Source organism: Lentzea sp. NPDC058450 (genome assembly GCF_042721395.1).
Classification (GTDB): Bacteria; Actinomycetota; Actinomycetes; order Mycobacteriales; family Pseudonocardiaceae; genus Lentzea.
This window is the reverse complement of the sequence record NZ_JBHXLO010000056.1, coordinates 1-13,416: the sequence shown is the minus strand read 5'-3', so window position 1 is coordinate 13,416 and position 13,416 is coordinate 1. Positions and strand designations below refer to the sequence as shown.

Below are 13,416 nucleotides of genomic sequence, written 5' to 3'. Positions count from 1 at the left end.
CTCAGGCGGTCTGGCCGGCGCGGGGTGGTGCCTGCGGTCGACGCGCGGCGACCGGCCGGACCAGGCGGATCCAGGCTCTGGCCCGGGTTTCCTTGTTCACCACGTCCACCTGGCGGTACGCGCTCGGACGGCTCAGTTCGTTGCGCCGGATGACGTCCTCGAAGAACCAGTCGGAGCTGATGATCGCCAGGACCGCCGCGGACTTCCCCAGCGCGAGTCTGACGGTGTCGGAGTCGAGGAGCCGGTAGGTGTGGTTGATCGAGGATCCGGTCACGCCGTGCCGGTCGAAGTTGACCTCGCCGGAGTGGAGTGCGAGCCGCAGCCTGATCCGTTCCCGCGGCCGGTGATGCCGGTTGTGCAGGGCCAGTTCCTCGGCCAGCGCGCTGGGGAGGTGGTCCGCGAACGGCCTCTTCCGCACCTCCGCGGCGGCGAGGACGAGCATGCCGTCGCCCCTGTCCTCGTCGCGGCACGACGACCAGGGGATGCCCGCGGCGTCGAAGGCGGCGTGCATCGCCTTGTACATGCCCTCCCGCATGCGCACCTGGTTGTCGTTGCTCGGGTCGCGCAGCCCGAACCCCGCGATGTCCACGGCGATGATCGTGCAGTGGGCGGTGTTCGGATCTCGCGGCTCGGGTAAGAGCCCGCTCATCATCGTCTCCCCCTTTGCGCGTTCGCCTTTGCCCGGCGACTCACGTCTCACGATAGGGCGGGGGTTACGGTTAGCGCCATACCACGCGGTTACCGTAACCGGATAACCGCCCGGTTAGCTTAACGGCGTGATATACCTGTGCAGTCCAACCGAGCCGGACACCGCCGAACGGGGAGGTCGTGCCGATGCCGACATCACCAGTCGTCGCAGGGTGGGAGCTCGCCCTCCGGCTGAAGGAACAGCGTGAGCGCGAGGGTGTCGAGGTCAGGACCATCACCCAGGCTCTCGGCTTCACGCGCAACTACTGGTCCGCCGTCGAGAACGAGCGCAAGATCCTCTCCGAGGAGAACCTCGTCAAGCTCATGGACCTGCTGGAGTTCGATGCGCAGGACCGCCAGGAGTTGCTCGACCTGCGTGAGGCCGCCAAGGAGCGCGGCTGGTGGACGCGGTACGGAAACCTGCTCGACAACGAACTGCAACGGCTGATCGGCCTGGAAGCCGGCGCCGAGACGATCCGCTGGTACGAGAGCCTGCTCATCCCGGGTCTGCTCCAGACCGCGGACTACGCCAAAGCCCTCATGAGCACCGGCGTCACCGTGCGCAAGGTCGAGATCGACCAGCGCATCGAGGTCCGGCAGCGGCGTCAGGAGCGGCTTGCCGGAGAGGCGCCGCTGCGACTCGTCGCGGTCATCAGCGAGGCGGCCATCCGCCAGGAGATCGGCGGCCCCGCCGTGTTGCGCCGCCAGTTGGAGCACCTGGTGCGCAGCATCGAGGACAACCAGGAAGGACTCGAGATCCGGGTCATTCCCTTCACCACCAAGGCGTGCGGGTTGTTCGGGTCGTCTACTGTCCAGCTCATCGACTTCCCGGTGGCCAGACTGCCGACGGTGATGTACCTGGAGACCGTCACGACGCGGGGCATCATCGACGACAGCAGTCAGGTCAGGGACGTCAAGCTCACCTTCATGGACACGCAGGACCGCGCTTTGAGCGCGAACAAGTCGTTGGAACTACTTCATCACCGCATCGAGGAGTTGGGTTGATCGGCCAGGAAGTCTTGGCATTGTCCCGTGGTCGCGAAGGTTGGTTCGTGAGCAGCTACAGCAGCGATTCGGGCAGTTGTGTCGAGGTGAACCTCGACGTCAGTGGCGTCCTGGTGCGTGACAGCAAGGATCGGCGAGCCGAGAGGCCTGTTCTGGGATTCTCCTCGGAGGCCTGGAGCTTGTTCCTGAAGCACATCTGCTGATCGTCGTTCCCCTGCCAGGATTCGAACCTGGTCCTCCCGCGTAACAGTCGGGCGTGCCTCCGCCAGCACTTCAGAGGACATAGGGCCTTGCGAAATCAGTCGGATGCCCGCGAGTCGAACGCGGTGTTTCCTCATCCCAAATGAGGCGGGTTGCCGTCTCCCTCGCATCCGCGAGTACCCCTGCCAGGAGTCGAACCTGAATCTCGGCGTTCGTAGCGCCGCACTCTCTCCATTGAGCTACAAGGGCAAGAATTAGAAATGCACAACAAAAGAGCCGCCCGTCGGTTTCCCGGCGGGCGGCTCCTGGTAGAGGCCGAGGTGCTCGGCACTACAAGGAGCTCACCTGCGCAAACAGCCGCACGAACGGTCGCGCGGGGCAGTCGCCGGAGAGGCGTCGGTGCTGCAAGCCCATCATGGCGATCCCCTTTCCGTTCGTCGTGTGGCACAAGTATTGCGGTCGCACAGGGAGTCCGTCAATCATTTTTGGAAAAGCGAATTAGATGCCCGCGAGTTGCCAGGCGCCGAACGCGCCCGTCGGGCCTACTGCCGTCTGCTTGCGTTCGTAGAGCTTCGCGTCGCCGCCGACCATCAGCACCCGCACGAACCCCGACGCGTCCCGCACCGCCGCAGGGCCCACCTCCGCGTACCCGCCGAGGTCCTCCCACGGCGCGAACGTGTTGCCGGACGTCTGCCGCGCCACGCTGATGCCGTAGCCGTTGTTGCGCGTGAACGCCAGCACGCGCGCGGCCGTTCCGCCGCCGGACATCGCGGCGGACACCGGTCCCACGCCGCCCTGCCCGCCGAGGTGGGCCAGCGCGCCGAACGTGCCGTTGCTCGACCCCTCGGCGAGGGTGCCGACGGCGCCGTCGGTGTGTTCGCGGACGAGCACGCGCACCTTGTCGCCGTCCATCGCGAATCCGGGCGCGTGCGTGCACTCCGGGTTGCCGATCGCCTTGTAGGTGAGCGAACTGGCCAGGTTCTGCTGCCAGTGGACGACCTTGCCGTTGGCGTCGGCGAACAGGTGCATCCGGCCGGTCGTCGAGGTGAGCGCGACGGGAGGCGACACGAGCATGCCGGAGTTGCCGGACACCGCGACCCAGCCGCTCCAGGAGCCGTTGGAGTTCTGCCAGGCGTTGGTCATGCGGTCGTTCTTGTTGACGGCGAACAGTTCCAGCACGCCGTCACCGCTCAGCGCGAGACCCGGTGTGCCGTATCCGGGCGAGCCGCCGTCGGGGTTGCCGACGTTGGTCCAGGCGCCGAAGCCGCCGCCCGCCGAGGACTGGCCGGTGATGAAGATCGAGCCGGAGTCCAGGTCCAGCACGGCGACGTGCACGCGGCCCGCCCCGTTGAGCGCCACGGCGACACCCGGCGCGTGCGTGCCGGACCGCATCATCACCGGGCCGGTCCACGCTCCGCCGACGGCCTGGTGCCACCACATGATCGAGTCGCCGGCGGAGACGAACGCGTGCAGCTTGCCCGTGCCGTCCGTGATCGCCCACGGCGCCGCGACCGGCCACCGGTGGTAGTTGTGGTAGATGTGCTCGTCGAACGCGTTGCCGGTGAGCGGGTCGAGCGCGGCGTAGGCCTGGTAGGCCTGGAGCTTCGGCGCTGACAGCGCGGACGGCACGTTCCTGGGCCCCGCGGCGATGTTGTAGCAGCGGTAGCGCGTGAGCAGCGCGAACCCGCCGGCGGTCGTGCCCTGGTAGGTCTTCGCGGCCTTCGTCGCGAACTTGGCCGCGTGGATGTGGTCGGTGTGCTCGGTGGGCTCGTTCGGGAACTTGAGGTTCGGCAACGGGTCCTGGATGCGGATCACCGTCGGCTGGTACTCGTCCAGCAGCCCGACCAGCACGTTGTGCAGGTCGGCCTGGTTGTACCACTGCGCGACCTGGACCGGGCCGCCCGTCGGGATGATCGTCGGCGCGGCGTAGTTCGGGTCGGCCCAGAGCTTGGCGAGCGCCTGGTTGTAGCTGGCCTGGTTGCTGCCGCCGTCGGGCAGGTTCAGGTAGACCAGTTGCACGTTCGGCGCCCCGACGAGCGTGTCGACCTCGATGACCATCGTCGCGACGGTCTTGGACGCCTTGGTCCAGTTGTTCGGCTTGCCCGCGAGCTTCGCGTACGCCTGGCGCTGCCCCTCGCGCAGCCGCGCCGCCAGTTGCTCGCGGGTCAGCGGCGGGTTCGTCGACCCGTCGTACTGGTCCGACGTGAGCACGATCGTCCGGACGGGCTGTCCGGAGAGGACGGACGGCTGGATGTCCGGGTTGATGAAGAGGAGATCGTCGTCGGAGTGCGCGACGATCGTGACGAAACTGCCTCCGGTCGGCACGCTCTTCGCGCCGGCGGCGGCGAATGCGATGCCGGTACTCGGCAGGGCGGTCGCCGCGGCGGCGGTGGCGCCCGCGACGAGCACGGCTCTACGGCTGACGCAACTCATGGTTCCCCCAGGTTCTGTGAGTGCATGCCACCACAGGACGCGGGGTACTGGGGCGAGGTTGCACAGCCGGTCTGGTGGGACTTACATCCGCGAGTAGCTCGCGAACGTTACTCCGCTCTCGAAGAGTCGTGCGTCCGTGCGGCGGAACGTCCGGATGTCCGCTTTTCCGTCGAACAGCGGGATACCGCGCCCGAACACCACCGGGTGCTGCTTCAGCAGCAGCGTGTCGATCTCGGGCAGCAGCTCGGCGGCCAGCTTGCCGCCACCGCACAGCCAGATGTCGAGACCGTCCTCCTGCTTCAGCGCCCGCACCCGTCCGGTGACGTCCTCGCGGATCACCTCGACGTCCTCAGGGGTGTCGGTGACCTGCGTCGACACGACGAACTGGCGCAGGTGCGCGTACGGCGAGGCCAGGCCGCCGGGCACCTGGTAGGTGTGGCGGCCCATCAGCACCGTGTCGAAGTGCTGGTTCGGCGCGTCCGCGAGCCCGAACGGCTCGCGCAGCTGGGTCGGCAGCGTCTCCGGGTAGTGCGCGTTGATGCCGGCCATGTGGTCGCCTTCGAAGATGAACCCGCCGAAGGTCCCGTCCTCGGCCGCGATGAACCCGTCGAGCGTGACGGCGACGTAGTACACGAGCTTTCGCATGACGAGAATCCCCTCAGTTGGTTTAACCACGACAACTGTAGTACTATGTCTGTAGTGGTTGTCAAGGAGGCGACGTGGTCAAGAACGAGGCAAGGCGCACGGCACTGTTGGACGCCGCGATCGACGTGCTGGCGGAGGAGGGTGCGCGGGGGCTGACCTACCGCGCGATCGACGCGAAGGCGGAGACCCCGGCGGGCACGGCGTCGAACTACTTCGCGAACCGCGCCGAGCTGATGTCCGCGGTGATGACGCGCGTGCACATCCGGCTGATGCCGTCGGACGAGTCGGTGGCCGAGTCGCTCACCGCGCCGCGCGACAGGTCGCTGACGATCAAGTTCATGCACGACATCCTCAAGCGGGCGGACGCCGACAAGGCCTGCTACCTCGCGATGATGGAGCTGCGGCTGGAGGCCACGAGAAGGCCGGAGATCCGGCAGGCGCTCACCAGGACGATCGGCGACAACCTCGAGTTCAACGTCGAGTTCAACGAGGAGGCGAAGCTGCCGGGCGACCGCATGACCGTCATCTCGCTCTACTTCGCGATGACGGGGCTGATCTACGAACGGCTGACGCTGCCGGACGTGGTGGCCACCATGGACCTCGACGAGCTCATCGAGGTCATGGTGGACCGGGCTATCGGCTGAGCGGCCCGCCGGTGATCGTGAGCGCGACGGCGATCACCACGACGCCCAGCGTCGAGTACAGGAACGCGTCCATGCCCCGGCCGCGGATCTTGATCAGACCGGCCTGCTCGTCCGTCACGAGGATCCGCAGCACGGCCGCGACCAGCAACGACACGCCGAGCAGCACGGCGCCCTGCCGCCAGTGGTACTGGAAGATCCGCACCAGCCCGAGCGCGCCGACCCCGAGCACCAGCGCGAACGGCAGGTGCTTGCCGGGACCGGAACGCCAGCGGGTCTCGCCCATGAGCGCCTGCGCGTCAGACCGCTGCATGAGCGCGCTCGGCGGCTTCGACGGTGTTCGTGAGCAGCATCGCGACGGTCATCGGGCCGGAGCCGCCGGGCATCGGGGCGAGCCAGCCGGCCACCTCGCGCACCTCGGGGGCCACGTCGCCGACGAGACCGGCCTCGGTGCGGGTGATGCCGACGTCGACCACGGCCGCGCCGGGCTTGACCATGTCCGCGGTGATGAGGCCGGGGCTGCCGGCGCCCGCGATGACGATGTCCGCGCGGCGCACCTCCGCCGCCAGGTCCTTGGTGCCGGTGTGGCACAGCGTCACGGTGGCGTTCTCGGAGCGGCGGGTCAGCAGCAGGCCGATCGGGCGGCCCACGGTGACGCCACGGCCGACGACGGTGACGTTCGCACCTGCGATCGGCACGTCGTAGCGGCGCAGCAGCTCCACGATGCCGCGCGGGGTCGCGGGCAGCGGGGCCTCCTCGCCGAGCACGAGCTTGCCGAGGTTGACCGGGTGCAGGCCGTCGCCGTCCTTCGCGGGGTCGATCCGTTCCAGGATCGCGTTCGCGTTGAGGTGCTTGGGCAGCGGCAGCTGGACGATGTACGCGGTGACCTCGGGGTTCGCGTTCAGCTCGTCGATGACGGCTTCCAGCTCCTCCTGCGTGGTCTCCTCGGGCAGGTCGCGCCGGATCGACTTGATGCCGACCTTCTCGCACGCGCGGTGCTTGCCCTTGACGTAGGAGTGCGAGCCGGGGTCGTCGCCGACCAGCACGGTGGCGAGACCGACGGAGCCGGGCAGCGCGGCCACCCGCGCCTTCAGGTCCTCGAACAGCGCGTTCCGGGTTTCGTTGCCGTTGAGCAGCGTCGCAGTCACGTCCTCATCCTCCCACTGGGCAGCGCGGCGACGCCCACCGACACCAGCGTCAGCATCACGCCGATCGCCGTCGGCAACGCCAGGTGCCCGCTCACAGCGTCCAGCAGCACGGCCCCGACGAGCTGCCCGGACACACCGCAGAGCCCGACCATCAACACGCCGATGAACCGCACGGACGCGATCGCGCCGCCCACACCGACGATGCCCAGCAACCCGCCGAGGTACAGCCACCAGCCGTCCGGGAACGCTCCGGGCGCCCCGCTCCACGTCACGGCGTTGACCAGCAGCAACGCCGCCGTGCCCACGGTGAAGTTGATCAGGATCGTCGCCATCGAGTTGTCGGCGGCCTCGCGCACCAGCCCGTTCACCGCCTGCTGCCAGCCCATCAGCAGACCGGCGGCCAGCGGCAGCAGCGCGAGCCACAGCCCGCCCGGCGCCGTGAACCGGTCGGACACCGCGATCGTGACGGCGATAACGCCGACGGCCGCTCCGACGACACGTGTCTTTGTAATCGCCTTCGGCTCGCCGGGGCCGACCCCGAGGTTGTCCATGACCATGCTGCTCACGACCTGTCCGATCACGACCGCGACCGTGAACACCGCCACACCGATGGTCGCGACGGCGAGCCCCTGCGAGCCCACGAGCACCGCGCCGCTGATGCCCCCGACGCACTCCCACCACCGGATGCGGCGGTGGGTCAGCGCGTCGCGCAGTCGCAAGAGGCCGTTCCGCCCGGACTGTCGCGACAGGACCACCGCGAGCAGCACGAACCACCCGCCGCCGAAGGAGATCAACGCGGCGAGCAGACCGTTTCCCAGTTCGTGGGCGAGCGTTCCGTTGACGCGGGCCTGGACCGCGATGGCCACTCCGCCGGCCGCGGCCAGCAGACCACCGGTCACCTGCGCGGACCGCGTCACGTCGCCTCCAGACAGATCAAAAGTGTTCTTGATCGGCTTTAAGCATGCACGTCCGCCGCGTTATGGTCGGGTCTCCACCGTTCGGCGCAGTGGCGGGGGACGTGTGCGATCCGGCGAGTTGCGGGGGAAGATGTTGGCGTGTCCGAGCCGAAGCCGTTGAACCCTACTGAGCAGGACGCTCTGGTCAAGCAGATCGGCCTGACTCTGATGCGGGCCGCACCAGAGGACTGGCGAAGCGTGATCGCGCAGTACCGCGCCACCGGCCGGTACTTCGAACTGGAGGCCGAGCTCAAGCTGCAGGACGGCTCCAAGCGCTCGTGGCAGGCGCCGCAGGAGGCCGCCTCGCTGTTCGCGCGCCTGCGGGCCGGCATGCACCGCGAGGGCCGCGGCAGCTGGACCAACGCGAGGTACCAGCTCGACCACCCCTCCAGTTACAACCTCGACTTCGACCGCGCGGAACCGAGCTGGCAGACGCCTCCTCCGCAGCAGGCGTACGTCGACGAGATGCGGTTCTTCCCACGCGTCGAGGAGAACATCCCGGACTGGCTGCGTCGCCGGCTGAACCCGCCGACGCCGGTGTTCCGCACCGTCCGCGTGTTCGACGGCGCCGGGCCGAACGGCCGTCCGTCGGTCAACCGGCCGCCGGTGCCGGAGCCCGAGGTCGCGCCGCTGCTCGCGTACCTGTCGAACGCGCCGGTCGCCGTGGCCGGTCGTGGCTTCGACAACGACGTGCTGCACCCCGACGCGCCGCCGGTCGTGCCGTCCGGGTTCCAGACGGACGGTGCGTGGATCTGGCCCGCCGGGGTCTCGTACTACCTGCGCAAGTACGGCGTGCCGCCCGAGCCCGAGCTGGTCGAACGCGCGCGTGCCGCGGGCTTCAGCCTGCCCGAGGTGAGCGAGGAGTCGAGGCTCGCCGCCGCGGCGAACCTGGGTGCTCCCGCCGCGCCTCCCGGCACCGTCGTGCCGGTGCCCGTCGAGCCCGAGCCCGCGCCGAAGCAGGAACCGAAGCCCGAACCCTCGGCGGACGCGACCCAGTTCGTCGTCGCGCCGAAGTTCGACGCCCAGAAGCCTCAGAAGCCTCAGCCCCAGCCGGCCCAGCAGGAGGAGCCGGAGGAGGAGTACGACTTCGAGCCCCTCTACCCGGAGCCCCCGGTCGCCGAGGAGCCCGTCAAGCCCGTCGTGCCTCCCGCGCCGGTCATCCCGCCGTTCGCCGGCGACGGCCCGCCCTACCGGGTGGTCTTCGACTCCGACGGCGTCCCGGACACGGTCGCCGACCGGACCCTGCGCGACACGTACGGCGCCGGCATGGACCTGTTCGCGCCGCACGCGGACGAGCCGGAACCCGCCGCCGAGCCCGTGCGGGAGAAGGCGCCGGAGGCCTCGGCGTTCGAGGAGCGCAGGCCGGAGGACCGGACGTTCGAGGTGCGCCAGGCCGGGGAGCGGACGTTCGAGCCGCCGAAGCCCGAAGAGCGGACTTTCGAGGCGCCGAAGATCGAGGAGCGCAGGCCGGAGGAGCGCAGGCCCGAGACCCCGAAGTTCGAGGACCGGACGTTCGAGCCGCCGAAGTTCGAGACCGAGCCCGAGCTCCTCACGCACCACCGCGAGGCCGAGCCGGAGCCGGAGGAAACCGAACCGGCCCCCGTCGACGAACACCAGGACGTGGACGCCGACGCCGAACCCGAGATCCCGACCGCCGGGCCGGACGAGCCCGAGCTGCTCACGCACCACCGCGAGGCCGAGCTCACCGACCACATCGAGGCGGAGACCGAGGAACGCCCGCGCGACGCCATGCAGGACACGATGGCGTGGAGCCCGGTCCTCGACGAGCCGGCCGAGAGCCCGGCCGAGGTCACCGAGGAGCACCCGGTCGTGCCCGCCGTCGCCGTGACGGAGGACGAGCCGGACCTCGCCGAGGAGGAGATCGAGTCCACGACCTCCTTCGAGGCGACCAAGTTCGAGCAGGAGCCGGAGCAGTTCGAGCAGCGCATCGACGCGCAGCTCGACTCGCACTTCGACCCGGAACCGGAGCCCGAACCGCTGCCGGTCGCGGCCCCGCCCGCGCCGACCAAGTCCGAGGAGACCACCGTCTTCGACGCGGCCCTGGTCGCCGCGCACGAACCGGCACCGGAGCCCGAACCCGAGCCGGAACCCGAACCCGAACCGGAGCCGGTCAGGCCGCCGCGCCAGGTCACGCCGGAGGAGGACCGCGAGCTCGCGGGCACCCGCCGCGCGCTCGACGACCTGAACGTGCCGCACGGCGTGTTCCGCATCGGCGAGCCCGCCGACCGCACCTGGACCCTGCACCTCGACGGCGAGAGCTGGGAGGTGTGCTGGTTCGACCACGGCCCGAAGAACCCGGTGCGGTTCGACAAGGTCGAGGACGCGTCGGCGTACCTCGTCGGCAAGCTCGTGCTGGGCAACTTCCGCACGATCCCGCGGGCACCCCAGCCGCAGCGGCCGATGACCAACGGCTTCCGCGAGGAGCCGCGCCGTCCGGTCCCGCCGCAGCGCCCGCCGATGCCGCAGGCCCAGCCGGTGCCGCAGAACCAGGCACCGACGCAGGTCCAGCCGAAGCCGTCGCCGCAGGCCGCACCGACCCAGGTGCAGCCCGTTCCGCCGCCCGCACCGCAGCAGGCCCCCTCACCGGTCGCCGCCGCGGTGGCGCAGGAGGAACCGTCGAAGCGGAAGTTCCCGATCTCGCCGCTGGCAGGCGAGCCGCCGCTGACGTTGTTCCGCCACAAGCAGATGTTCGAGCTGCCGGCGGGCACCGAGATCGACCGCTACGGCGACCAGTCCGGCAACCTCGTCTACGTGGCGGGCACGCCGTTCCCGGAACGCAGCCTCGTGCCGTCGTGGATCAACCGGCCGTACCGCGTGTACCGGTTGCGGCGGCCGCTCGAGGTGCTGACGGGCGTGGCCGTGCCGTGGTTCGAGCAGCCCGGTGGCGGCACCGCCTACCTGCTGCCGAAGGCGATCGAGGAGATGGTCGCCGACGGCGTGCTGGTGGAGATCTCCGCTGACAACTGATCTCGACTGACGGCAACGGCCCCGCGTCCGCACCTGGGACGCGGGGCCGTTGCCGTCAGGATCAGCCGACGACCAGCCCGTACGCGGCCGCGAACGCGATCGCCGTGTCGATGTCGATCAGGGCTCCGGCGAGCTTGGCCTGCCGGAGCCCGTTCGCGTCGATCTTCGCGCCGCGCAGGTCCGCGCCGTCCAGCTTGGCGTCCAGCAGCCGCGCGCCCATCAGGTCCGCGGCGCTCAGGTCGGTGTTGCGCAGGTCGGCCTCGCTGAGGTTCGTCTCCCGGAACCGCTGCCCGCCCAGCTTCAGGTCGTGCAGCGGCGCCTTCACGAACGACGCCAGCGTGAAGTCCACCTCCACGAACGTCACGGGCCGCAGCACGCAGTCCACGAAGTTCGATCCCATGAGGCTGCACGAGTTGAACGACGACCGCGTCAGCACCGTGCGGTCGAAGGTGCACTGCCGGAACGCCGTCGCGTGGTGCTTCGACTCGCCGAGGTCCGTCCGGGTGAAGTCGCACCGGGTGAACGTGCACCCGCTCGTGACCAGTGAGCGGAGATCGGCTTCGGTGAAGTCGCAGTCGGTGAAGGACCGCTTCTCCCACTGCTGATCAGGCAGGTTGGCGTCGGAGTAGTCCTCCCCGACCTCTTCGAGCAGGTTGTCCACTCTCACACTCTCGCAGAGTCCGCGTGTTGGTAACGTGCGGGACGCCGGGCGACCTGCCCGACGTCAACGAGGACCGTCATTCGGGAAGGCTCATGACCCGCACGCCCGTGAACGTCACTGTCACCGGTGCAGCCGGCCAGATCGGCTACGCACTGCTCTTCCGCATCGCTTCCGGCCACCTGCTCGGCCCGGACACCCCGGTCAACCTGCGGCTGCTGGAGATCACCCCCGCGCTGAAGGCCGCCGAGGGCACCGCGATGGAGCTCGACGACTGCGCCTTCCCGCTGCTCAAGGGAATCACGATCACCGACGACGCGAAGACCGCGTTCGACGGCGTGAACGTGGCCCTGCTCGTCGGCGCCCGCCCCCGCACCAAGGGCATGGAGCGCGGCGACCTGCTCGAGGCCAACGGCGGCATCTTCAAGCCGCAGGGCGAGGCGATCAACGCCGGCGCCGCGGACGACGTCAAGGTCCTCGTGGTCGGCAACCCGGCCAACACCAACGCCCTCATCGCCCAGCAGCACGCGCCGGACGTCCCGCGCGAGCGCTTCACCGCGATGACGCGCCTGGACCACAACCGCGCCCTGTCGCAGCTCGCCAAGAAGCTGGGCGTCGCGGTCACCGACATCCAGAACATGACGATCTGGGGCAACCACTCGGCCACCCAGTACCCGGACCTGTTCCACGCCAAGGTCGGCGACAAGACCGCCGCCGAGGCCGTGAACGACCAGGCGTGGCTGGAGAACGACTTCATCCCGACCGTCGCCAAGCGCGGCGCGGCGATCATCGAGGCCCGTGGCGCGTCTTCCGCCGCGTCCGCCGCGAACGCCGCCATCGACCACATCTACGACTGGGTCAACGGCACCGAGTGGACCTCGATGGCCATCCCGTCGGACGGTTCGTACGGCGTGCCCGAGGGCATCATCTCGTCGTTCCCGGTGCGCACCTCGAACGGCAGCTACGAGATCATCCAGGGCCTGGAGATCGACGAGTTCTCCCGTGCCCGCATCGACGCCTCGGTCGCCGAGCTCGTCGAGGAGCGCGACGCGGTCAAGGGCCTCGGCCTGATCTAAAGCGTGGCAGTGTGGGGCACGTGCGCATTCCATGGGACGTGCCCCAGCCACAGCTCACCGATGACGTGCATCCTGCGCTCGCTGACGCCGCTCGTGCGGCGTCAGCGGCGTACGGACGCGCCCGATCCCTGCACACGCGCCTCGAACTCCGCGAAGAAGTCGCGGACGGCGCCGACGGAACACCGACGATGCGCGTCGACCGCATCGTCGAGGACGCGATCCTGGAGTCCATCCACCGCAGTCGCGTGAACCTGCTCTCCGAAGAGGCGGGGTTCGTCGACAACGGCTCCTCGATCACCCTGGTCATCGACCCGGTCGACGGGTCCGCGAACGCCGCTTTCGGCGTTCCTCTCTCCTGCTTCGCCGGTGCGCTCGTGGAAGACGGCACCGCCAAAGAAGCCCTCACGACGTGGTTCGACACGGGCCGTGCGTGGCATGCGCGCGCAGGAGTGCCGACGTCGTTCCGCACCACCGGACGCACGACGCTGGACGGCGCGTCGGTGTGCTTGATGCGCCCCAAGACGGGCACTCAGGACGCGTGGCTGCGCGTGGCGAACCGGGCCGACCGCATCCGGGTGCTGTGCACGACCTGCCTGGAGACCATGCTCGTCGCGGAAGGCACTGTCGACGCGTTCATCGACCCCGGCAGCGACACGCACCGGATCATGGACCTCGCGACGGCGCTGGTCACCGTCCCCGCGGCCGGCGGGGTGCTGGTCGACCTGCACGGGCGGCCGTTCACGTTCGAACCCGACCTGACCCACCGGTGGTCGGGGGTGGCGGCCGCGACTCCTCAGCTGGCCGAGGAGCTCATCGCGACCGTCCTCGGTTAGACCGTGTCCGGCAAGTTCGTCGGGCGACAGTAGCGGCCGAGGGCCCCGGAGACAGCACCGCCGCCATGCCCGAATACGCCCGGTATGAGGGTATGGCGGCGGCACTGCCTCCGGGTCTCTCGCCCGCGCCTGTCACCTGACAAAC

At 69.4% G+C, this 13,416-nt stretch carries 13 protein-coding genes and 2 tRNA genes; 6 read left to right on the top strand and 9 right to left on the bottom strand.

The window, feature by feature from the left end; all coding sequences use genetic code 11:
- Position 1: 1 nt before the first annotated feature.
- Entirely contained in the window at positions 2-649 is a 648-nt protein-coding gene (locus ACFWNN_RS44515; RefSeq protein WP_382446015.1) for a hypothetical protein, read from the bottom strand.
- A gap of 185 nt (positions 650-834) precedes the next feature.
- Between ACFWNN_RS44515 and ACFWNN_RS44510 the strand changes: the two genes are divergently transcribed.
- Both ACFWNN_RS44510 and ACFWNN_RS44505 read left to right on the top strand, forming a co-directional pair.
- A complete protein-coding gene (locus tag ACFWNN_RS44510) occupies positions 835-1,692 on the top strand; it encodes a helix-turn-helix domain-containing protein (RefSeq protein ID WP_382446014.1) in 858 nt (285 codons plus the stop codon).
- A complete protein-coding gene (locus tag ACFWNN_RS44505; protein WP_382446013.1) occupies positions 1,689-1,895 on the top strand; it encodes a DUF397 domain-containing protein in 207 nt (68 codons plus the stop codon). The genes ACFWNN_RS44510 and ACFWNN_RS44505 overlap by 4 nt, the downstream gene beginning before the upstream one ends.
- A gap of 6 nt (positions 1,896-1,901) precedes the next feature.
- On the opposite strand, the gene ACFWNN_RS44500 is transcribed toward ACFWNN_RS44505, so the two are convergent.
- The 4 genes from ACFWNN_RS44500 to ACFWNN_RS44485 form a co-directional block, all read right to left on the bottom strand.
- Positions 1,902-1,973, bottom strand: a tRNA-Asn gene (locus tag ACFWNN_RS44500).
- 97 nt (positions 1,974-2,070) lie between these two features.
- A tRNA-Arg gene (locus ACFWNN_RS44495) sits at positions 2,071-2,142 on the bottom strand.
- A gap of 249 nt (positions 2,143-2,391) precedes the next feature.
- Entirely contained in the window at positions 2,392-4,326 is a 1,935-nt protein-coding gene (locus tag ACFWNN_RS44490; protein WP_382446012.1) for a PIG-L family deacetylase, read from the bottom strand.
- 81 nt (positions 4,327-4,407) lie between these two features.
- A complete protein-coding gene (locus ACFWNN_RS44485) occupies positions 4,408-4,971 on the bottom strand; it encodes a dihydrofolate reductase family protein (protein WP_382446011.1) in 564 nt (187 codons plus the stop codon).
- A gap of 74 nt (positions 4,972-5,045) precedes the next feature.
- Here ACFWNN_RS44485 and ACFWNN_RS44480 point away from each other — a divergent pair, with 74 nt between their 5' ends.
- On the top strand, positions 5,046-5,615 hold the full coding sequence (locus tag ACFWNN_RS44480; protein WP_382446010.1) for a TetR/AcrR family transcriptional regulator: 570 nt from the start codon (positions 5,046-5,048) through the stop codon (positions 5,613-5,615).
- Here ACFWNN_RS44480 and ACFWNN_RS44475 read toward each other — a convergent pair.
- From ACFWNN_RS44475 to ACFWNN_RS44465, 3 genes are read right to left on the bottom strand one after another with little or no spacing between them, the layout of a single operon-like run.
- On the bottom strand, positions 5,605-5,925 hold the full coding sequence (locus tag ACFWNN_RS44475; protein ID WP_371927508.1) for a DUF3017 domain-containing protein: 321 nt from the start codon (positions 5,923-5,925) through the stop codon (positions 5,605-5,607). The genes ACFWNN_RS44480 and ACFWNN_RS44475 overlap by 11 nt on opposite strands.
- Positions 5,912-6,760 (bottom strand): bifunctional methylenetetrahydrofolate dehydrogenase/methenyltetrahydrofolate cyclohydrolase, encoded by an 849-nt coding sequence (locus ACFWNN_RS44470; protein WP_382446009.1) that lies wholly within the window; start codon positions 6,758-6,760, stop codon positions 5,912-5,914. Before ACFWNN_RS44470 ends, ACFWNN_RS44475 begins: the two co-directional genes overlap by 14 nt.
- Positions 6,757-7,677 carry a DMT family transporter gene (locus ACFWNN_RS44465; protein WP_382446008.1) on the bottom strand — a complete coding sequence of 307 codons (921 nt, stop codon included), beginning with the start codon at positions 7,675-7,677 and terminating at the stop codon, positions 6,757-6,759. The genes ACFWNN_RS44470 and ACFWNN_RS44465 overlap by 4 nt, the downstream gene beginning before the upstream one ends.
- A 138-nt stretch (positions 7,678-7,815) precedes the next feature.
- On the opposite strand from ACFWNN_RS44465, the gene ACFWNN_RS44460 reads away from it, so the two are divergent.
- Positions 7,816-10,704 (top strand): TNT domain-containing protein, encoded by a 2,889-nt coding sequence (locus tag ACFWNN_RS44460; protein WP_382446007.1) that lies wholly within the window; start codon positions 7,816-7,818, stop codon positions 10,702-10,704.
- Between the two features lie 61 nt (positions 10,705-10,765).
- Here the strand turns inward: ACFWNN_RS44460 and ACFWNN_RS44455 are convergent, their stop codons facing one another.
- A complete protein-coding gene (locus ACFWNN_RS44455; protein WP_382446006.1) occupies positions 10,766-11,365 on the bottom strand; it encodes a pentapeptide repeat-containing protein in 600 nt (199 codons plus the stop codon).
- 92 nt (positions 11,366-11,457) lie between these two features.
- Between ACFWNN_RS44455 and ACFWNN_RS44450 the strand changes: the two genes are divergently transcribed.
- Complete coding sequence (locus ACFWNN_RS44450) at positions 11,458-12,438, top strand: malate dehydrogenase (RefSeq protein WP_382446005.1); 981 nt, start codon at positions 11,458-11,460, stop codon at positions 12,436-12,438.
- A gap of 20 nt (positions 12,439-12,458) precedes the next feature.
- Positions 12,459-13,271, top strand: a complete 813-nt coding sequence (locus ACFWNN_RS44445) for an inositol monophosphatase family protein (RefSeq protein WP_382446004.1) — start codon at positions 12,459-12,461, stop codon at positions 13,269-13,271.
- The last annotated feature ends 145 nt before the right edge of the window (positions 13,272-13,416 follow it).

Excerpts from the sequence above, each read along its gene's own strand:
- ACFWNN_RS44515 (WP_382446015.1), bottom strand. The coding sequence starts at position 649 with ATGAGCGGGCTCTTACCCGAGCCGCGAGATCCGAACACCGCCCACTGC.
- ACFWNN_RS44510 (WP_382446014.1), top strand. The coding sequence starts at position 835 with ATGCCGACATCACCAGTCGTCGCAGGGTGGGAGCTCGCCCTCCGGCTG.
- ACFWNN_RS44490 (WP_382446012.1), bottom strand. The coding sequence starts at position 4,326 with ATGAGTTGCGTCAGCCGTAGAGCCGTGCTCGTCGCGGGCGCCACCGCC.
- ACFWNN_RS44485 (WP_382446011.1), bottom strand. The coding sequence starts at position 4,971 with ATGCGAAAGCTCGTGTACTACGTCGCCGTCACGCTCGACGGGTTCATC.
- ACFWNN_RS44475 (WP_371927508.1), bottom strand. The coding sequence starts at position 5,925 with ATGCAGCGGTCTGACGCGCAGGCGCTCATGGGCGAGACCCGCTGGCGT.
- ACFWNN_RS44450 (WP_382446005.1), top strand. The coding sequence starts at position 11,458 with ATGACCCGCACGCCCGTGAACGTCACTGTCACCGGTGCAGCCGGCCAG.